This is a genomic window from Kribbella sp. VKM Ac-2566, assembly GCF_004366005.1.
Classification (GTDB): Bacteria; Actinomycetota; Actinomycetes; order Propionibacteriales; family Kribbellaceae; genus Kribbella; species Kribbella pratensis.
The window spans coordinates 986,690-1,007,415 of record NZ_SODT01000009.1 but is presented as its reverse complement, the minus strand read 5'-3'; the positions used below and the strand labels follow the sequence as shown (position 1 = coordinate 1,007,415).

General features: G+C 66.7%; 15 protein-coding genes. 5 read left to right on the top strand and 10 right to left on the bottom strand.

All coding sequences use genetic code 11. From position 1 onward, the window contains the following. The first annotated feature begins 168 nt into the window (after window positions 1-168). Entirely contained in the window at window positions 169-954 is a 786-nt protein-coding gene (locus EV647_RS16250; protein ID WP_134003524.1) for an SDR family oxidoreductase, read from the top strand. Window positions 955-2,033: 1,079 nt separating this feature from the next. Continuing rightward, entirely contained in the window at window positions 2,034-4,766 is a 2,733-nt protein-coding gene (locus EV647_RS16245; protein WP_134003522.1) for a discoidin domain-containing protein, read from the top strand. On the opposite strand, the gene EV647_RS42035 is transcribed toward EV647_RS16245, so the two are convergent. Further along, window positions 4,682-5,224, bottom strand: a complete 543-nt coding sequence (locus EV647_RS42035; RefSeq protein WP_166680296.1) for a hypothetical protein — start codon at window positions 5,222-5,224, stop codon at window positions 4,682-4,684. The genes EV647_RS16245 and EV647_RS42035 overlap by 85 nt on opposite strands. Before the next feature lie 1,014 nt (window positions 5,225-6,238). After that, window positions 6,239-10,519, bottom strand: coding sequence for a BTAD domain-containing putative transcriptional regulator (locus EV647_RS16240; protein ID WP_134003520.1), 4,281 nt, complete (start codon window positions 10,517-10,519; stop codon window positions 6,239-6,241). Between the two features lie 165 nt (window positions 10,520-10,684). Here EV647_RS16240 and EV647_RS16235 point away from each other — a divergent pair, with 165 nt between their 5' ends. Next, window positions 10,685-11,032 (top strand): hypothetical protein, encoded by a 348-nt coding sequence (locus tag EV647_RS16235; RefSeq protein ID WP_134003518.1) that lies wholly within the window; start codon window positions 10,685-10,687, stop codon window positions 11,030-11,032. Window positions 11,033-11,515: 483 nt separating this feature from the next. Continuing rightward, window positions 11,516-11,860 carry a hypothetical protein gene (locus tag EV647_RS16230; RefSeq protein ID WP_134003517.1) on the top strand — a complete coding sequence of 115 codons (345 nt, stop codon included), beginning with the start codon at window positions 11,516-11,518 and terminating at the stop codon, window positions 11,858-11,860. A gap of 482 nt (window positions 11,861-12,342) precedes the next feature. Here EV647_RS16230 and EV647_RS16225 read toward each other — a convergent pair whose 3' ends face one another. Next, window positions 12,343-13,335 carry a helix-turn-helix domain-containing protein gene (locus EV647_RS16225; RefSeq protein WP_134003515.1) on the bottom strand — a complete coding sequence of 331 codons (993 nt, stop codon included), beginning with the start codon at window positions 13,333-13,335 and terminating at the stop codon, window positions 12,343-12,345. A 414-nt stretch (window positions 13,336-13,749) separates the two neighbouring features. Between EV647_RS16225 and EV647_RS16220 the strand changes: the two genes are divergently transcribed. Next, window positions 13,750-14,592 carry an alpha/beta fold hydrolase gene (locus tag EV647_RS16220; protein ID WP_134003513.1) on the top strand — a complete coding sequence of 281 codons (843 nt, stop codon included), beginning with the start codon at window positions 13,750-13,752 and terminating at the stop codon, window positions 14,590-14,592. Between the two features lie 763 nt (window positions 14,593-15,355). On the opposite strand, the gene EV647_RS42030 is transcribed toward EV647_RS16220, so the two are convergent. The 7 genes from EV647_RS42030 to EV647_RS16195 all read right to left on the bottom strand — a co-directional run bounded on the left by EV647_RS42030 (window position 15,356) and on the right by EV647_RS16195 (window position 20,712). Next, window positions 15,356-15,523 carry a hypothetical protein gene (locus EV647_RS42030; RefSeq protein ID WP_166680342.1) on the bottom strand — a complete coding sequence of 56 codons (168 nt, stop codon included), beginning with the start codon at window positions 15,521-15,523 and terminating at the stop codon, window positions 15,356-15,358. Between the two features lie 213 nt (window positions 15,524-15,736). Then, entirely contained in the window at window positions 15,737-16,375 is a 639-nt protein-coding gene (locus EV647_RS16215) for a hypothetical protein (protein WP_134003511.1), read from the bottom strand. A gap of 131 nt (window positions 16,376-16,506) precedes the next feature. Then, window positions 16,507-17,412 (bottom strand): aminoglycoside phosphotransferase family protein, encoded by a 906-nt coding sequence (locus tag EV647_RS16210; RefSeq protein WP_134003509.1) that lies wholly within the window; start codon window positions 17,410-17,412, stop codon window positions 16,507-16,509. A gap of 190 nt (window positions 17,413-17,602) precedes the next feature. After that, complete coding sequence (locus EV647_RS42025) at window positions 17,603-17,743, bottom strand: helix-turn-helix domain-containing protein (protein ID WP_166679976.1); 141 nt, start codon at window positions 17,741-17,743, stop codon at window positions 17,603-17,605. Between the two features lie 208 nt (window positions 17,744-17,951). After that, window positions 17,952-18,389, bottom strand: coding sequence for a hypothetical protein (locus tag EV647_RS16205; protein WP_134003507.1), 438 nt, complete (start codon window positions 18,387-18,389; stop codon window positions 17,952-17,954). An 886-nt stretch (window positions 18,390-19,275) separates the two neighbouring features. Further along, entirely contained in the window at window positions 19,276-19,677 is a 402-nt protein-coding gene (locus EV647_RS43510) for an ATP-binding cassette domain-containing protein (RefSeq protein ID WP_305016645.1), read from the bottom strand. 444 nt (window positions 19,678-20,121) lie between these two features. Beyond that, the gene (locus EV647_RS16195; RefSeq protein ID WP_134003505.1) at window positions 20,122-20,712 is read right to left on the bottom strand and encodes a DUF308 domain-containing protein; all 591 of its coding nucleotides are present in this window, start codon (window positions 20,710-20,712) and stop codon (window positions 20,122-20,124) included. Window positions 20,713-20,726: the final 14 nt, after the last annotated feature.

Genomic DNA, 20,726 nt, shown 5'->3' with positions numbered 1-20,726 from the left:
GGTTCGCTGGACTGAGGCATCCGGTGCCCGACCCCGTTCCTCCGAAACGGGCCGCAGCGATACCGCACCCTGACACTCGAGGACGTTGACCAACCGGCATCAGAGTTGCCTTTGACAACACGGTTCACGGACTTGTTTCCGCCCGACGCGCGAGGGAACCGGCCGGGCATGCCCTACGCGATCGTCACAGGATCTGACAGTGGTATCGGCCGTGCCACAGCGGTGGAACTGGCCAAGGACGGCTTCGACGTCGGCGTCACCTGGCACGCCGATCAGCCCGGTGCCGAAGAGACCGCGGCGGAGATCCGCGAGCTCGGAAGACAGGCATCGGTGGCTCGCCTCGATCTGGAGGACCTGCCGGACGCCGCCAACGTGATCGACGAACTCGCCGACGAACTGGGTGGCGTCGACGTCCTGGTTGCCAACAGCGGAACCGGAACCAGCAAACTGGCCGTCGACCTCGACTACGAGGAGTGGCGCAAGGTCATCAGTGTCGACCTCGACGGCGCGTTCCTCTGCCTGCAACGCGCCGCGCGCCGGATGATCGCGGCCGGGCGCGGCGGCCGGTTGATCGCGGTCACCAGCGTCCACGAACATCAGCCGCGTGTCGGTGCCGCGCCGTACGACGCCGCGAAAGGCGGGCTGGGCCTGCTGATCAAGACTTTGGCCATCGAACTCGGTGAACATGGAATCACCGCGAACTCCGTCGCCCCGGGAGAAATCGCTACGCCGATGACCGGGCAGACCGACGAAGACCCACGACGCAAACACCGGCCCGGCGTTCCCCTCGGCAGACCAGGCCATGCCAGGGAGATCGCTGCGACAATCGCGTTCCTCTCCTCGCCCAAAGCGTCGTACCTCACCGGCGCCAGCATCGTCGTCGACGGCGGAATGCTCCAAATGGGACCGATGGCCGGCAGCCACCTCACCACGGACGACTGGCGCAAGCCGTAGTGCGGCGCCTACGGCAAGCATCGCCCGTTCCTTGCCAGAGTCCTTGTCAGAGCGGCGATCCGACGCTCCGGCCATTGACGATTCAACGGTCCGCGGTCAGATCAAGGCGGTTCAGGCAACAAATCATTGAGCGGTACCCGGAATACCTCACGTCAGCCTTTGCCCGCTCCGGATGACAACGATGGCAGGTTGACGGTGGCTGGTTCCGGTTGTCCTATGGAGGCATAGCCCTCCAACAGCGTGGGGCCGCCGTCCAGTCCGCAAGGACAGCAGATGGCCGAATTCCACGGCTACGACCGTCCGCGCGTCGCGGCGCTCCCGCACGCTTCGCGGCGGTCTGCACTATCGGAGCGGTCACATCACCCGCGCAGCCATTGGGCCGCTGTCAGCGGCCACGGGGTACAGCTCGGTCGAGCCGGGACACGTCGAGTGCGGTCTAGCACGAGAACTGGGTCTCGCGCGCCCCGGCCCACCGAGTAGCGCCGGGACGAGGATTCCCTCAGGACTGGTCCCAACGCAACAGCGCGGCGACGGGTGCTCCGCGGAGGCCAGCCGAGTAAACCTTGAGTAGCCGCTCCGAAGATCATAAGCGACTACTTATCTTCCCAGGTCGGAGAGCCGGTCAGGGGATTCGAACCCCCAACCCCCGCTTTACAAGCCAGCCTGGATGAATGCCCGTCTTGGAGTCGGTCGAGGTATCCGATCGATCGCCGCGACAACCCGTTCGTTGTCGTCGTCGGTCACGGGTTCGATGGATCGATCGTGGTGGGCCGATCCGGTCGGCTCAATCTCATCCGGTGCCGCTTTGTCGGCGACAGTGTGCGTTGCGGCCGGCGTGACAGCGTTCGGCTCACCTGCAGGCGGATGCTCGAGCGCGCACCGGCGCCCTTCAGCGAAACCGGCACCGAGCCTCGCGATCCCCCCATTTCTCATCAATGAGTAATGGGGGCTTTCCATAGCGTGATGAAGTCCATAACAAATGGTTCGCCGTCGGTGTCTTTTCGCTTCTTTTTCGGTTGACAGAGAGCGACTTGAGCTACCGTTTGCCGCAAGGGGAGAGTCATAATCCGGGGGCCGGCATGTCGAAACGTTTCGCGACCGCATTTTTCGTTCTCACTACTGCGGTCGTGATGGTGCTAGGCCTCACCGCCTCGCCCGCGCAGGCAGCCGAGGGTGATCCTGCGTCCTCCGTTGTGGCGACGTGGTCCTGCACCAGCAGCCCGTGCCCGTGGGGCCCGTCGGACACCAGCAACACGGCAGTCTGGCCGGCCGCGGCCGAGCCGGTCCGGGCCCGCTACGGCTACACCGTCTCCCACGACGTCTACGCCCCGGTGTCCAAGGTGGCGGGCTGGGAGATCACCGTCACGTCCGGCAGCGCCACGGTTTACGCGGGCCCGGCCGACGGCTCGCACTCGTCGCTGGCCGCGCTGCAGACCGGCGACAGCTACACCGTGTCGAGCACCCTGAGCAGCAGCAGCATCGTCAGCGTGCAGGACGGTGGGTCGTTCGAGTACACGATCACCCCCGGCACCCCGACCGACCCGCCGCCGGCCTCCGGTGACAGCTCCGTGCTGGCCACCTGGAACTGCACCAGCAGCCCGTGCCCGTGGGGCCCGTCGGACACCAGCAACACGGCAGTCTGGCCGGCCGCGGCCGAGCCGGTCCGGGCCCGCTACGGCTACACCGTCTCCCACGACGTCTACGCCCCGGTGTCCAAGGTGGCGGGCTGGGAGATCACCGTCACGTCCGGCAGCGCCACGGTTTACGCGGGCCCGGCCGACGGCTCGCACTCGTCGCTGGCCGCGCTGCAGACCGGCGACAGCTACACCGTGTCGAGCACCCTGAGCAGCAGCAGCATCGTCAGCGTGCAGAGCGGTTCGCCGTTCGAGTACGCCTTCGTGCCCGGCGAGCCGGGCCCGCCGCCGCCGCCCGCTTGTACCGACCCCACCACCTGCGACCCGGTCTCCTGGGTCAACGCCCGCTGGCGCTACGCCGGAACCGGCGAGGATCCCGGTGACTGGTACGGCGGCGTGATCACCTGGCCGGTCGGCACGGCCTACCAGGGCAACGGCCGCTCCGGCTACAACGCGCGCACCGTCTACTCGGAGTCGGGCGTTCCGCTCTACCCGTACATGGGTGCCTGGGCCGACGGGTGCACCGTCCGCGTGGTCACCGGCCGGGCCCTGATCATCGAGTGGGAGCGCGGTACGGACGTGTGGCGGGAGACGCTCGTGTACGCCGGTCAGGCGCACACCATCTCGCTCAGCGGCTCCGAGGACGGCGCCATGATCGAGACGAACAACGACCTCGAGCCCTTCACGGTCTCGATGAGCAACTGCACCCCACGGCCGCTGTCGGAGTCGAGCAACCGCCTCCCGGTGGCGAACGCCGGTGCGCCGCAGTCGGTCGTGGTTGGTACGACCGTGACTCTGAACGGGTCCGGCACCGACGCCGACGGCGACGACCTCACCTACGCCTGGACCCAGACCGGTGGACCGGCGGTGACGCTGTCCAGTACGACGACCGCGAAGCCGACCTTCACCGCCCCGTCCTCGGCATCCACGCTGACCTTCAGCCTGGTGGTGCGGGACGGCCAGGCCAACAGCGCGGCGGCGACCACCACGGTGACCACCACCCCGGTCAACCAGGTACCGGTCGCGAACGCCGGTACGGCGCAGTCGGTCAACACGGGTATCACGGTGACGCTGGACGGCTCCGGCAGCCGCGACGCCGACGGCGACGACCTCACCTACGCGTGGACCCAGACCGGTGGACCGGCGGTGACGCTGTCCAGTACGACGGCGGCGAAGCCGACCTTCACCGCCCCGGCCACACCGGCCACGCTGACCTTCAGCCTGGTCGTGCGGGACGGCAAGGTGGACAGCGCGGTGTCGACCACCACGGTGACCGTCACCAGTCCGAACCTGGCCCGGGGCAAGACCGCCACCCAGTCGAGCACCAGCGGTACCGCGGTGGCAGCCCGGGCGGTCGACGGCAACACCAACGGCGTGTTCGCGAGCGGCTCGGTGACCCAGACCAACACCTCCATCCAGCCGTGGTGGCAGGTCGACCTCGGTTCCGCGGCGGCCGTCTCCACGGTCACGGTGTGGAGCCGGACCGACTCGAACCGGATGGGCAGCGGCTCGGTGTTCATCTCCTCGACCGACATGACCGGCCGGTCGATGTCCTCGCTGCAGGCCGACAACTCGGTGAAGGAGATGTCGTTCTCGGCGTTCTCGTCCACCACCAACAGCCTGACCCTGAACGCGGGCAACGCCACCGGCCGGTACGTGCGGGTGCAGCTGTCGAGCATCTTCACCACCCTGAACCTGGCCGAGGTGCAGGTCGGCGGCACCACCGGCGCAGTGAACCTGTCTACCAACCGGCCGGCCACGCAGTCGTCGACCGACGTCGGCACCGCCGCCCGGGCCGTGGATGGGAACACCAACGGCGTCTTCGCCGCCGGGTCGGTGAGCCGGACGGCGTCCAGTTCGCAGCCGTGGTGGCAGGTCGACCTTCTGACCAATTCCCGGGTCGGCAACGTCACGGTGCACAACCGGACCGACGCCTCGGGCGACAAGCTGAACAACGCGGTGGTGTTCCTCTCCACCGCCAGCATGTCGGGCCGGACCTACGCCCAGCTGATGGCCGACTCCACGGTGACCAAGCTGAACCTCGGGGCGACGCCGGGGGCGGTCACCAGTCTGCCGACCAACACCGTGGCCCGCTACGTCAAGGTGCAGTCGCCGGCCACCAGCGCCGGTGTGATCAGCCTGGCCGAGGTCACGGTGACGGGCACCCAGCCCAACTGACGCACGGCCAGGGATCCGTCTCGGTTCGTTCCATCGACGAAGCGCACGGTCCGGGCTCCACGCCCGACCGTGTGAGGAAAGCCAGCGATGAGCGAGCCGGGACGAATCCTTCGTGCGCGGCGGGTCCGCTGGCGGACGACGAAGCGGCGGCCATGCTGTCCGCCTCGATGACGAGCCGCCGGCCGGTCTCCGCCGGGTTCCGAACTCGGGATCGGTACGTCGCCGAGGGCTGGCCCGATGGTCCGATCGGCTAACTCGCGGTACCGATCGAGCGTCGAGTCATCTGCCTCGTGCACTTCGAGCCACGCGTCCAACGCGTACGACAAGGTGGCCTTGGTCGCGGCGTTCCGTTGACGATCGACTTTGGCGAGCAGCCGCAAGCGGATCTCCGGGACCACATGCCCATCGGCACCGAGCACGCCCGAACCCGCGTCCTCAAACTCGTCGACGACCTCCACATCCGGATCATCAACGCCGCCACCGGCGAACTCCTCCGCGAGCTCACCCTCGACTACCAACCCCTCGGCCGGCCCCCAGGACCACAACCCAAACACAGAAACCGGGGGTTGTTCATAACCAGAAACTACGGCAACCGGCCGGCTCCGGCACAGGCCAGAAAACCACCCGCCTCTTCGGAGCAACAGCAAGTGCCCGCGAACTCGCCGAAGCAGCGTTCCTTGAACTGTGCATCGACCTGCCAGTCGATCGCAGCGGCCGCACGTGCCGCCTCCGACGACGTTCAAGCATGTGACCGGATCCGACGACCCCGACCAACCACAGACCTCCCGGCTGTTGCGCGGTCAGGAACCTCTTGACGCATGTGTCAAGGGTGCCCTCAACCGCGCCCGTCGAATACGACGTGCTGATGCGCACTCACCACCGGTCACGCAGCAGGTCTGAAATCTCCTCAACCGATCTCCAAGGCAGAACGGTCCACGCCTCTTGCCGACCTAACTGCAGTACCAGCCCGTCGTCGGTGTATCGCGCCATGGAGAACATGCCCCGACCGGTGGGCGTGGTCAACTCTTCGCCGCGCTTGAGGCCTACGTGAACGCTTTCTGGGACGGCACCGGTTCCGCCGCACCACTGATGGCGGGCCGCGCAGCCCTGATCGCGGCTTCGACGCGGCCGGCCATGGATCCATCTTCGGATGACCGCATCACCAGTGTGGATCTCCGGCATCTGCCCGTTACCACGCCGAGGCGGCCCCCGGCGGATGGGGAGCGCCCGGGGACCGCCTCGCGGTCCAGCTAGGGGGTGGGCCGGCCACTGCCGCGGTTGTACCCCGCAATGTCATGGGCCGATCACGGTCGCCATCGCTGATCCATGTGCGTGCGCGGGTCGGACGTTGCAGTCGACGTGATTGCTCCCTCCGCTGCGGGATCGCGTGTCGTCTGGCGGTGTGCTGGTGGGGCTGGTCTCCTCGAGCGAGCGCAATCGTCCCCCGCTGCCTGATGCTGCTGCGCGCCCTTTTAGCAGGTCGTCCTATAGGGCCGATCGCCGAAGTTCTCCCGCCACTCCGCTGCGGTCAGATCGCGCCCAGTCATCCGGCAGGCGGTGTCGACGGCGTGCTCCAGCCGGGTGTCCCAGTGATAGACACCCTCGTCGTACGCGGCGATCGCGATAGTGTGGCCGTCTGGCAGGAAATCGGCGGTGACCATTTGCTGGTGGGGCGTCGCGATTGAGCCCAGCAACGCCGCGGTCTTGCCGTCGAAGAGACTCACCCCGGCATCGAAGCCGGCCGAGACCAGCAGCGAACTGTCGGGCGAGAAGGCGATGCCGTTGACAAAGCCTTGATGGACGAGCTGCGGTGCCGCGATGTCCTTGCCGGTCGCTGGATCCACGACCAGCACCTCTCCCTTCTCACTGCCGACGGCCACCCGCGTCCCGTCCGGGGCGAACGCGACGAGGCTGGGGACGCTCATCGAGAAGCTCCCACGCCGGACCACCCGGCCGGCCGTCAAGTCGACCAACGCCCAACGATTGGAGTCAACGTCAAGCCGGTCGGAGATGTGGCGGCCTCCGATCACCACGAAGGCGGACCGATTGTCCGGGCTCGCCGACAGGAAGGCGACAGGACCACCAACCTGAACGGGCTTGCTGAGATCGCGGAGGGTGGCTCCATCCAGCATCCTGGCGAGGCCGGACTCGTCACCAACGACCAGGCGGCTGCCGTCCAGTCCGCTGTAGTCGAGATCCAGCACACTGGAGGCGGTCACCTTCCGGTTGGCCAGCAAGCGACCGGTCCGGGCATCCTCGACAAAGACCTTCCCGTTCGAATCGCCCATGGCGAACCGGGCTCCATCCGGGTGCCAGGTGCCGCAGGATCGTGTCGAGACGCCGATCTGGCTTGCATCGAAGGGGACGACCTTTCCGGTGGTGCTGTCGACAAAGCCTCCGACGGGATCACCTGGGTCCAAGTAGCCCGCATCGTAGTCGAGAAGCCGGAAGTAGCGGCGCCCGCCGGGAGCTATGACGCGACATCCGGACTGGAAGTTCTGCGCCCTCCGCGTCCAGCTGAGGTAGCGATGTCGCCCTGGCAGATCCCAGCTCCGGATGGCACCATCGCCCCCCGAGGTGTAGAGCGTGTCGTCATCCGGGCTGAACGCCGCCGTCAGAGTGTCACCGTCGAAGATCGGCATCTCCTCCAACGGACTTCCGCTCGCGGTGTCCCACACCACGGCGCGATTGTCGGCTCCGGTCGAGACCAACCACGTGCCGGCGTGGGAGAACCGCACATGACGGAGTTCGCTCGTGTGTTTGCTCAAGCGATGCACAGTTGCTCCCGTCGACGCGTCGAGCACCAGCACATCGCTGTACTCAGCGCTGGAGGTGTCCTTGGCCTCCCACGCGAGCGCGAGTGACTTCCCGTCGGGACTGACGTCGGCGTCGACGAAGGCAAGATCGGCCCTCGACCAGAGCTGCTTGCCGGTGGCAACTTCGTAGGCGGCCACCGGCTTCGTCAGATAGAACCGATCGCCGGCCGGACTGAGTACGACATCCTGAACAGCTCCCGCGGGTAGTGGCACGACCTTTCGCAAAGCGGGCGAAGCGCCAGGAGTGATGGTCCAGACAAACACTGCACCGGCGCTGAAGTCGCTGGTCGCGCCGTTGCCGTAGTACTGGATCATCGCTACGAGTGAGCGTCCGTCGTGGCTGTACCCGACGTGCGTCGCACGAGCAGGCGTCTTGGTGAAGCCCGGCAGTCGCCGGCCGGTCGGCTGGAGCGTCGTGGGATCGAGCAACAGGACTGGTTCTGTGGTTGGTGGCGGCGTGCCGACCGCGAGCTCCCGACCACCAGGGCTGCGTGCCATCGGGCCCAGGAGGTCCAGGTGACGTGCTCCACCCGAGCGGTTCGGCGGCTCGTACGACGCGATGGCGTTTCCGGTGGTCAGGTCGTAGCTGAGTACATGGTTCGTCGCGGTGTAGATGAATGCCTGGTGTCCATCCGCGCTGACCTCCAGACCGTAGGAATCCACCCGTTCGGTCTCGAGGGAGCTGATCAGCTGCGGGTGTTTCGCGAGCGCTGCGAGCAGGTTCGCTCGCGACTCGGGCGACGGGTTCATCCGGACCGCGGCCACCGCGAGGAGGAGTGAGGTGTCGATGTCGCTTTGTACGACGGCCTTCGCACCGGCCCGGCCGGCCGCGGCGATCGTCGCGGACTGTTCCGCGGCAGCCGCCTGGCGATCGGCTCGCTGTGCCTGGCCGACCGCCAGGACACCGGCGATCAAGGCACCGACCAGCAGGGTGGCGGCCAGGGCGAGCGCGGCACGCAGCCGCCGGTTGATCCTCGCTTCGTGCCTGGCCCGGTTCTCGGCCGCACGCAACTCCGCATCAGCGAGCTGTCTGCTCGCAGAGAGGAAATCTTGTTCCGTAGCGGTCAGGTCGGGTGCCGCCTGGTCGCGCCACTGCCATACCTTCGCGAGGCGGACGCCGCGGTACAGCTCGCTGTCCGGACGCCCCAGGGAATCCCAGGAGTCGGCTACCTGGGTGAGGTGATGGAGGAGTTGCTGGCCTTCAAGGTCGTCGTCGAGCCAGCCGCGCAGCCGGGGCCAGGCCCGCGCGAGCGCCTCGTGCGCCAGTTCGACGACGCCGTCGTCGCTGGTCACCAGGCGAGCGCTGATCAGCCGGTTCACGAGCTGATCCGACTCCGGGCCGGTGACGACCGAACGCCGCGGCAACCGGCTGCGCACGGGCTGTCTGTCAGGCCCGGACGCCACAAGACGCAACAGCAATGCCTTGAGCATAGGCCGTTGCCCGGGGGTGAGCTGTGCATAGACCTGCTCCGCCGACTGTGCCACTGCGCCCTGGATGCCACCAGAAGCGCGATAGCCAGCGACAGTCAGGGTCCGGCCTTCCCGGCGTTGCCAGGTCTCGGCCAGGGCGTGCGACAGCAGCGGCAAAGCACCCGGCCGACCCGCAGCCTCAGCCACCAGCAGGTCAACCAGTCCAGGTTCGACGATCAGGGAGGCGAGTCGCGCGGGCTCGGTGATCGCGGCTCGGAGCTCTGCTTCGGACATACCAGTGAGCAGGTGCAGCCCTTCTTCCACGGCATGGGCAAAGCCCGGATAGGAAGAAATGTCTGCCAGCCCGTCGGCTCGGAACGCCAGGATCAGGGCCGCATCCGTGGCTTGCTCGGTCAACCGGGACAAGAACGCCCGCCGCTCCCCTTCGTCCTGACACAGCGAGAAGACCTCCTCGCACTGATCGACGACCAGAGTCGGCCGTGGCCCAACGCCCGGCAGCGCGGCAGCGAGCGCCTTCATCGGATGGAGCCCCGGTGTGATCGCAACGACATGGCCGCCGTCGGCACGCAACGCCGCGGCCACACCTGCTCTGATCAGTGAGGACTTGCCACAGCCGGACGGACCGGCCACAGCGAGCATCGAATGATCGGACAACTTCCGCAATCCGGCAGCGACCTCGGTGTCGCGGCCGAAGAACAGTTCGGCGTCGTCCACGTCGTACGGCCTCAGCCCCTGATACGGACAGGCCGCGCTCGGTTCCGGCAGTGCGCTCGGACTCGACAGCGCCCGATCCTGGCGCAGGATCGCCTGCTCGAGCGCGTCGATCTCCGGACTCGGGTCGAGCCCGAGTTCGTCGTCGAGGACCACACGCAGCCGTCGCAAAGTCTCCAGCGCCTCTCCCTGCCGGCCGGCCTGGTACTGCGCCGTCGCAAGCAGAGCCCACCTCCGCTCGCGCAGCGGCGCCTCCGCGGTCAACGCCTTGGCCTGGCTCAAGACCCCGTCATGGCCGCCGGACCGCAGCGCGGACTCGATGTACAACTCCTGCGCGAACTGCCGCAGTTCAGTCAGCCGGGCCAGCTCGATCCGGGCGCTGTCCCACTCCGCGATCTCCTCGAACGGCCTACCGCGCCAGAGCGTCAGTACGTCGGCCAGCACGACCGCCGCGCGTTCTGCCTCGCCGACGGCCAGCAGCGCACCAGCCCGTCCGACCGCACGCTCGAAGCGCTGACTGTCGATCTGGTCGTGCGGGATGGTCAACCGGTAACCGTCCGGTGACGTCTCGATCGAATGGCTGCCGAGCAACTTCCGAAGCCGGACCACACAACCCTGGATCACCTTGACCGCCGAGGCGGGCGGTCGTTCTCCCCACAGCGCGTCAGCGAGCACCCCAGCGCTGACAACCTCTCCCGGATGCACCGCGAGTGCGGCCAGGACGACGCGATCGCGTCGTGCGAGGTTCCTCCACTCCCCCTCGATGGTTAGTGGGCCGAGTACGGCGATCACCACGTTTTCGACAGTCCACCACTCTCAGGCACCCGTCAAGGCGACTGATACCACGCTGATACCGCTGTGCGCCGATCCGATACCGCCGCGCGCGACAACAGTGCCAACACCTCGAGGCGCATCTGGATCGTCGATCACGAAGATCCCGCCGACAGAGGAGAGGAAGCCATGACCAACGCCGCACGCACCACGAAGCAGTCCATGACCACCCGGCTCGCCCAGTTGGCGGCAGGCGCCGCAATCAGCCTCGCCCTCATGACAACCGCCGCGCCGGCGATGGCGCAATATTCACCCGAGCCAGGTGACGTGTACGTCTCACCCGAGCCAGGTGACGTGCACGTCGGACTGGATCACCCGCTCATGCCCACACCCGAGGCCGCGCAGCCCGAACCCGCCGTCGACGTGAGTTCAGCCGCGCTCGGTGCACTGGGCGCCATCGCGCTGGGTGGCGTAGGCCTAGGGATCACCCTGGGCATCCAGCGCCGCCGCGACCACTCGACAGCCCATCCGGCCTGATAACAGCAACGTAACGCGATCCGTGCTCTCGGGCTGCGACGAGGCCGTCGCCCGAGCGCCGACCCGCTGCCGAGGCCCTGATCCATTAGAGCTCAAGTTGGCAGGCGTCCGACTTACCTGGTGCGGCTACGCAGCGTACGCGCCCTACGGGCCTGGCCCGGCGGCATACCTCCGGTCCAGGTACTGGGTCCGATCCTCGCCGGACAGGTCAGCTGAGAGACGAGTGGAATCCAGATGGGCGGGTGCCGCGGCTTCCCAGGCGTAGCCCGCGGCAACCTTCCGGTCCAGGTCCCGACGCAACGACGACGGCCGCGTCATCGCCGTACCGAGGACTGGCGCCAGGGCCAGCGGCCCGGTCGCGCGACCTGTACGGCGTCCCAGGGTGTCTCGTTCTGGTACTCCGGGAGCGTCGTTCGTTCTGTTGAAGGGCCTCTTCACTGCGCATGTCACCGGCAACCTCGTCGTGCTCGCAGCAGACATTGCGTGCATCGACCGGTCCGCTCGTCCACGGTGCTTGCAGGTGGTGTTCATCGGGGTGACGGCGGCACTCACGGTCGCGGTCGATGGCTCACGTCGGGCGCCGTAAGACTGGGCCGGCATGTTCCTTGGCTGCAGTTCGCCTTTCTCACCGCGACCGCCGCTGCGACGCTCCGCAGCACATCTTGGCCTGGCTCGGGCGGCGAGGTCCTGATCGCCGTACTGGCTGGGGCCGCGATGGCCTGTCAGAACGCGTCGCTCCACCTGAGCACGCCGTCCACACCGGTGATGGCCGACAACATCGTGGCGTCAACGGTCGGTCTCACGGTGGGACGGGTTGCGGCAGGCTGATCGGGCTGCCGACCGAGCCGCGTGGCTCGCGCTGTGGCCGCTGCGATTCGCCTTCTTCGCCGGCTGCATGCTCGGCGCCCGCGCGCATCCCTTCGAGGACACAGGCGGCGAGCAACCCACGGGCCAGGGTCTGCCCGGGACAACCACGGGCGCGAACCGGACCCGGCCAGGGCCACCGTGGAGGTCAAGGACCCAGACATCGCTCGAGGAGTCGCCATGTGCTTCGCCCATTCGTCGACGGCCAGTGAGGCCCTCCATATCCAGGCCGAGATCGGCTCCGAAGCCGCGGCTGCATTCAGCGGTCTGGTGGACGCCGGGGCGCTCGGCACCGTGGACCTGCGTTGTCCCAAACCAGCCAGTCGCCGTCCCCGCTTTCACCGGGCCGGACATTGAAGCGTCCCACCATGACCTCATCATGACATTAATCGAACTTATGTTCTACAACTGGGTTGTAGCGTTGGGGCTGCCTCAGTTGACGATCCTCACAGACGTGCTGGAGTGGGGTCGCTCGCCAGGGCAGGTTGCGCCTTGGTCGCGGTCTGACGCCACTGCCGTGGTGAGAGCCCGTACTCGGCGCGGAAGAGGCGCCCGAAGCTCGATGGGTCGCGAAATCCCCAGCGTTGGGCCACGGAGGCGATGGTGACGTGCTGTGACAGGCCACTGCCGAGGTCGTCTCGGCATCCCTCCAGCCGCTGATTGCGGATCCAGTCACCGAGCGAGATGCCGCCCGCGGCGAGGACGTTGTATAACTGGCGGCGGGAGATGTGGTGTTCGGCAGCGATTCGAGCGGCGTTGAGGCTCGGATCACCCAGGTGCGCACGCACGTACTCCAAGATCCGCAGCTGCAACGTGGCCTTCAATGATGCCTTGGTCGCCGCCGAGGTGACGTCGAGATGCGTGCTGATCACTGCCCGGATGAGTTCCATGGACGACTGGCTGACCGCGTCGGCCCCGGCGTCGGCGAACGCTCCCGGCCGACCGGCGAGGTGCCGGAAGTAGCCTGCGGCCAGGTCTGCAACCGGATGCCCAGGACTGAGCCGCGTCGCCGTCACCTGCCGCACGACATCCCTCGGCAGGGCCAGCCTCTCCAACGGCATGCGGAACTGGTGTTGTCGGTAACCCTCGGAGTCGACCAGTGTGTATGGAGATGTCGAGCTGTACACGACAAGGTCCCCGGGGCGCACAACGGCTTCGCGGCCATCTTGAACGACGAGGCTGGATCCGCTGACTTGCAGACCGAGCATCAGGCTGGGTGCCAGATCGTCGCGCGCCAGGATCGGGGTGCGCTCAACCTTGGTGACATTGGATCGGATCGAGGAGATCCGCAGCCCACCAAGGTCGGCTAGCCTCCCTCGTACGACAGGGCCCGGCTCCGGGAAATCCAGCTCCACCGGAATGATCCTGGCGGCCACTGCATGCATGGACTCGGCCCGCATGCCGGCCGCAATCGTGCGCGAGTCGACAATCTGGATCACGGCGTAGTCCTCCGTACTCGCGGGCCGCGGGCTCAGGGGCGTGCGGACCGGGCGCGACAGGCGGCGCCGGCTCGCTGAGAATGATACTCGCGGGCCCTGCGCGCTCGCAGAGATCGATCACTGGAGTGCCTACCGCGCAGGGGTCTGACCGTAGGTCGACCATTCGTGCACAGGTCTCTGCACGGTGTGCAGGATAACGCGCGCAACGGGGCCGGCCACTCCGTCTGACCCTAGCGTCGATTCCGACACCACCGACGGTGTCCTCGACGGGCGGCCCACACGCCCCGTCTGGACGCACGCCGAGCTGTTCACGGCGCGCGCTGCCGAAGCTCCAGTCCAAGCTCGGCGCCGCCGCTGAAACCCCCGCCCGGCGAGCCCGCTGAGCGGACAACGAACCCCTGCAAAGGACCTGCAATGCGTACATCGAAGAAGTCACTGCCCCTGGCCGTCGCGGCTCTCACCGCCGGCGTGCTCGCGCTGGGCGTCGGTAGCGCCACGGTCAGTAGCGCGCAAACCACGCAGGACGACGCGAAGGTCAAACCGACGATCGTGCTCGTGCACGGCGCGTGGGCCGACGGCTCGAGCTGGTCTGCCGTCACCTCAAAGCTGCAGAGCGCCGGGTACACCGCCGATGTCGTGGCAAATCCGTTGCGCGGCCTCGCAAGCGACGCGCAGTACGTGCGTGATCTGCTGGCCACAATCCCTGGCCCGGTCGTGCTCGTCGGGCACTCCTACGGCGGCATGGTGACTACCAGCGCTGCCACAGGCAACCCGAACGTCAAGGCCCTCGTCTACGTGGATGCCTTCATCCCCGACCAAGGCGACAGCGTAGGCTCGCTGGCCGCCGCAGTGCCCGGCTCCGAACTGGACCCGAACAGCTCGATCGTCACGGTGCCGATCCACGACGCTGGCGGAAACGTCGTCAACGCCGACGTCTACATCAAGCCGAATCAGTTCGCAGGCCTCTTCGCCGGTGGTATCCCTACCAAGCAGGCCGCCGTCCTAGCCGCCACCCAGCGGCCACTGACCGCCAGCACGCTCAGTGAGACCCTCGCTGGTGTTCCGGCGTGGAAGACCATCCCGTCCTGGGACCTCATCGGTACGGCGGACAAGGTGTTGCCACCGGCGGGGCAGCAAATCATGGCGCAGCGCGCCGGCGCGCACATCACCAAGGTCGACGCGCCGCACCTGTCGATGATCTCCGACCCGGACGCGGTCACCGGCGTGATCATCGACGCCGCCCGTGCCACCAGCTGACCGACCAAGCGAATCGTCACCGACGATGACACATCGAGGGCCACCGATGTCCTGATGCAGAACTGTCACCGATGTCGTGAGACATCACACGAGACATCGACGAGGTGGTCAGCTGAGGCTGTCCGGCAGGGTCGGGAGGTCGTCCGGTCGTAGGTCCGGCCGGTGCGCTGGGAGTAGGCCATATCGAAACCTGCGCTATTCCCCCGGACCTGTGCTCATTGCCGCTGGTCCAAGTCAGCTTCCTCAGTGCCCGAGGACGTGAACGGGGAACGGGCCGCGGTACCACGGCAGATCGACATCTCCTAGTAGCCGGCGAGCTCGTGGTCGATCCTCATCCGCTCGTGACGACTCGCCCTGCAGCAGCACGTCCGGACCCTGGAAAACCGGCTATCAGAGAGCCTTGGCGAGGACCTCTTTCTCCACAGTGGGCTGGGCGCACCCGACGACATCCGCAGCCTCCAGCAGGCACTCGCCGACCGCGCGCAACAACTCCTCGCGCTGCGCCGGCAGCTTGAGGAACGCGGCGATGAGCTCGCCGCGGCCCGAGCTGGGCCCAAGCCCGCCACATCATCCGCAATACCGACGGCACCATCGAGGAAATCAACATCTACGGCAGCGGCCCGTTCCCTTCCCGCTCCCCAATCAAGACAGTCCGGCGCACCTAAGAATCCCCCGGAACACTCTCTGCGAAAGCCGCCGATCTAACGACTCCACTCCACAAAAGCGCACAAGGCCACTCTCGCAACCTGCATGCTTGACGAGCTCAGTGAAGGTAGCCGTCCCACTTCACCTCATACCGTGATCCGCCCGGCATCGCCCGCGGGCCGGGGATCTGGTTGACCGATCTCGCCAGCGCAACCTCGACCGGCCCGGCCAGGTCGGCCGGGATCCGCACCTGCTTGATCTCAGTCCGACGACGCGCGGGACTCATCGCTGCTCCAGCTGCGCCAGCCCGTCCAACGCGGCCACACAACAATCCGCGGGCTTGCCACCGGCAGCGGCGCGGCGCGGAGCGGGCAGAACCGATGGACTGGTGGAGTGTCCAATACTTGAAGTCTGCGCTATTCCTAGGGGTGTGATCCGTGTCCGGCCGATCCGTGGCGCAGTTGGGCGAGCCTGTTGGCAACGACAGCACCCGCTCGGATCAGGGTTCGACGTCAACCCAGCCTTTGGAGAGCGCGAGCTGTCCGGATCGATGGGCTGCGCGCTGACCCATGACCCAGTGCTCAAGGTCGTCGACAGATTCAGCGATGGATCGTCCCGTGGTGTCGAGTAAGTAGGTGTCCCAACGGCGATCTTCCTTGGTCCACGTCGACCATCGATCCCAGGCCATCTCCGCCCAGCTACCGTCAATGATCACGTCAGGCCGGTAGCGGGGGTCTTCAGCGTGCCCACGGTGCCAGGCACCCCAACCGACGAAAGAGTCGAGGACTGCGGGTGGCCAGCGACCGTCGTCTCGTCGGTCGAGGCGCCGCCGTCGCTCCTCGTCGGCGACGTGCACGAGGCACACCGCGATGCCATCGAGCTGAGGCGCTGAGGGCGAGGCCAAGACCTCACCGAGCGGGGACTGCCCGGTCAAGACAACATCCAGCCCACGGTCTTGATACTCCAAGGCTTGGCGGATCCACTGTTCTGTCGTCCGATTTCGCCACTCCGTGTCCGCATCCTCTGGTACGCCGATCTCGTCGTGATCATGGATAACCACGCCCGGCACCCGGTCGTCCAACGCGCGCGCCAGCGTCGTCTTACCCGAGCAACTCGAACCAGTCAGTATCAGCAGCATCCGACCAACCCTGGCAGCCGAAGGCAGTCCGAGCCATTGATTTGGTCATCGCGGTCTACATCCACGGGCGACTGCTCATTACGAGTCGTCCGCGGTGAGTGCGGCCTGACGGCAACTCCAGCGAGTCGGTATCACAGCAGCGTGGACGCAGCGCGGCTGTATGCGTCGTGCGTCGGCCTGTCTCCGATGGACAGGTGCCAGGATGCCGCTTGGGTTGCTAGAGCGAACAGCCATGCCCTCGTGCGTTGGCGTTCGAGCCCGAGCCGGTCGGCCAGTGCGTCGACGCGTGTGGTCGTGGCGGGGTTGTGCATGTCGTGCTGGAGGAACATCGCGACGTCGAACGACGGGTCGCCGGCCATCGATGAGGGGTCGATGGCCAGCCAGCCTCGTCCCGACAGAAGGACATTGCGGCGATGGAAGTCGCCGTGGAGCAGGACAGTACGAGCCGATGATGCAGGCAGCGAGGTGAACAGCTGGGCTGCTTCGCGGAACGGCCCTGGATCAACAACGTCACCAAACTGGTCGGCACGAGCTTCCATGACTCGCGCACGCTGCACGGCGGCCGCGGTGAGGGGTTCAAGACCCGAAGCCGGAGGAGTGACCGCCCACAGTTGCGATAGGACCTTGACGGCGACGTCATCGGCCTCGTCCGGCGACAGATCCGCTGCGTCGATACCCGGGACGCAGCACTCCATCAAGGTGGCCCCGATCGCTGGGGTGTGGGCGAAAAGCCGCACCGCGCCTCGCCCTGACCATGCCTGCAGGGCAGGGATGTGATTGTGGTGGACCGGCAGCGGAACCGTAATTTGGAGTACCGCCAGGTCTCCGCCACTCCGCTTCACCGGCGCCGTCCAGCTCGAATCGCCACCCGGCTCGAACGCTGGCAGCAACGTGAGATCCCACTGGGTCACACAGCTTGCGATCAGGTCCGGCAGATCCTGCAGCCATGCTGAGCCGGCGGAGTGATACGAGCGGATCCGGTCCGCCAGGGACGCCGGGACGACGGCCTCGATGTTGCCAAGCCTGCCATCGTTCACGTCGACGCCTTTCGCAAGGTCTGTGGACCGCGCAGCGGAACGAACACCCTACAAACCAAGATGCGAGCGGCGCCAGCCAATTAGGACTAAGCAATCGCGTGCTTCCCCGTCATCCGTGCATGCCATTTCGGGGAAGTCGGGAGCCGAGCTCGGCCAGTCCACAGCCGGCCAAACCTCTGGTGAATGCTGACTATTCAGTGTCCTGGCAGGCGACAAGGTCGTCGGCCCAGCTGTCTTGTGCGTAGCGGGCCCAGTCGTAGGCGGTCCTGGGTGAGATTCCGAACAGGTCGCTGATCACGACGGGCGGGAGCTCGGTCGCTGCGTCGAGCATGGCGGTGTGCGAGCTTAGGCGGCAGCAGGACGGGATTGCGTTCGATGGTGAGGTACGAGCTTCCTCCGTCACGGTGGAAGCGGTCGGTGGTCAGCTCGACGAGGCGGGAGATGGGAATGGCGTAGAGCCCGATCAGTGCGCCGGTGATCGGTACTTCGAGTGGAAGTTCTTGATCGTTGAGGCATCGTTTCAGCTGGTCGTAGTGCTCCTAGTCACCGAGGAACCGGGACGGTAAACCGGGCCGTCTGGTGAGGATGGTGAGCTGGCCGGTCAGCCGCCGAGTGACCATCCAGCGGATGAAGGAGCCGATCGAGCGGTGCGGCGTGGGGTGGGTGGTCAGCCAGAGATCGATGTCTTCTTGGTTGACGGCGGTCAGGTCGAGCTGGTTGGCGTCGAGCCAGGTCAGGAACTTGATGGCGACACGGATGTCGGCGCGGTCATGCGTGCTGGCGCGGGTTGTGTAGCGGCCGCGAGCCGCGCGGCGCCGGGCATCGCGAACAACACTCCATTCGGCGAACGGGGCGATGATGGTTTTCTGGTGCGGGTGATAGCTGGTTGAGGACGTCGTCGAGCCAGAGCTCGAGGCGTGCCAGCTTCTCCTGCCGCCGGGGCAGGATGCCCGTGGCCACGAGCATCTCCCGGACATGGTGAGTCGTCAGATCTTGAGGCAGGACGTCCGGTCATGCGTGCGTGATCTCGGTGCGCCGAGAGACGAGCTGGGCCAAAACTTTTGGGCCGGCACCTTTCATCACGTGCTGATGGCAGGCGGTGAGGTCAGCTCAAGCAGCCTTGAGCATCGATCCGCTGCTGGTCCGCCGGACGCCGATCGTCGTACAGGTCTGGCCGCTGCTGGCACCCTCACGGCCTTCGTCCTGGGCTCATCGCATAGGGGTCTGACGCCCGGCGCGCCTCCGCGTTGACCTCGATCTAGATCGGGCTGGCACAAGGCCACATCGCGAGTGCTCGTCTTGATGCTGTCCAGACACCATCGAGCAGCGCCGATCGAGGGCGCGCATCGACGACAAGTGGCGCGCTCTCCGGCGCAAAACCTCGAGTAAACCTTGAGTAGCCGCTCCGAAGGTCATAAGCGACCACTTATCTTCCCAGTCAGAGAGCCGGTGAGGGGACTCGAACCCCTAACCCCCGCTTTACCGGACCACGCCTGTCGTCCTACCGCACCACTACCCGAAAGTTGCCGTTGACCTGCTTACTCTCCACTGGAGAGTAAGCAGTAGCTGGCGGCTGGGCTCGGTATGTTTCCTTCAATCCGGTGAGTAAAACGGTGAGTTGCGGTGGGCACGAAACGGCTTGGAGCGTAGGTGATCGGGGCACACTGGTGACGCCGAACCGCTGCTCGATCCCATCGGGCTGGTCGGGTCCGTTGCCGATATGCTGCCTCATGTAAGGTTCTAAGCTGACTGACGCTCATTACACGCGATTTTATCGGCTTGCACCCCAGCGGCCGGCGAGCGCGTCGCAGAGTTGCGCAAGACATGCTGACGGCCTCGTCGTGCGACATGTCGACGTCCTGGTCAGCCACGATCGCGCACTGCTCGACCGGATGGACCAGATACGTCGTACAGCTTGTGTCGGGCAACCATGTCGAGGTTGTTGGTCGGCTCGTCGAGGAGCAGGACGTCCGGCCGCTTGAGCAGTTGGGCCGCCAGACCGAGCGAGATGACCTGGCCTCCACTGAGCGTGCTCAGGCTCCGCTCGAGCACCAACTCTCCGAGGTCGAGCCGATCGAGCTGGGCGACCGTGCGCTCCTCGATGTCCCAGTCGTCGCCGACCGTGGTGAAGTGTTCCTCGGCGACGTCACCGGACTCGATCGCGTTCAGGGCCTGGATGATCGGCGCGACGCCGAGCACCTTCGCGACAGTCAGATCACCGGCCAGGGGCCACGTCTGCGGCAGATACCCGATCACCCCTTCCACGGAGACGCTCCCCGCGGTGGGCTGAAGCTGCCCGGCGATCGATCAGCTTGAGCAGCGTGCTCTTCCCGGCGCCGTTGGGCGCGACCAGACCGGTGCGCCCGGCACCGATCGCGAACGACAACCCGTCGAAGACAGGAGTGTCGTCAGGCCAGGAGAAGGACAGGTTGGAAACGACAAGAAACGCATCAGACATGCGGAGACCCTCAAGGTGAGATGCCGAGCGCGCAGCAGCCGCTCAGCGGGAGACAGGAAGACGGAACGACGAAAAGGCCACGGCTGCACGAGCCAGCGGCCTGTCACCTCGGGACTCACCCGGAGATGTCGTCTTCACCCACCACGTCTGATCTCCTCCAGAAATCTCGTCGTCCGCAGAAGCAGACGGCGGCGGTGCGGTCCAAAGTTCTGGACCACACCGTCGGCGCGGGTGAGCTTGCGCTGGTGGGATCAGCCGGTGGTGGGGTGCCGGGAGCTGCGGGCCTTCAGGGCGAGCAGGCCGGCTTGAACGATGAAGAAGACGCCGCCGCCGGTGGCATAGACGGACAGCACGTCGAGCGACGGGTCGTTGCCGGTGGCCTGGATGACGTAGAAGATGCCGACGACGAAGGACAGGCCTCCAGCGATCAGTACCGGCCACTGTTTGCCCAGTTCGGGCCCGCGCCGCCGCAGGCCGACCACCAGTTGGGCCGCGCCCGAGATGACGGCCCAGGCGCCGAAGACCGCGAGCACCGCGGCCTCGCCGGCGGTACCGGCGACTCCGACGCCGATGGCGGCCAGTGTGCTCAGTACGCCGTTGAACGCGGTGATCCGGCGCTCGGAGCCCGCCGGAAGGGCGTGGTGGTCGACCAACGATGACACCGCGTCGATCAGCGGATAGACGACCAGCAAGGTGATCGCGACAGCGTCCAGGCTGTCATGGGCGCCGGCGAAGACCGCGGCCCAGACCACGGCCAGGACGCCTCGGATCAGGTAGAGCTTCAGCAGGGTAGAGCGTTCGCCGGTCGCCGATGGCGCCCCGGACGTCAAGGTGTCGGTCATCAGCGGCCGGCCTT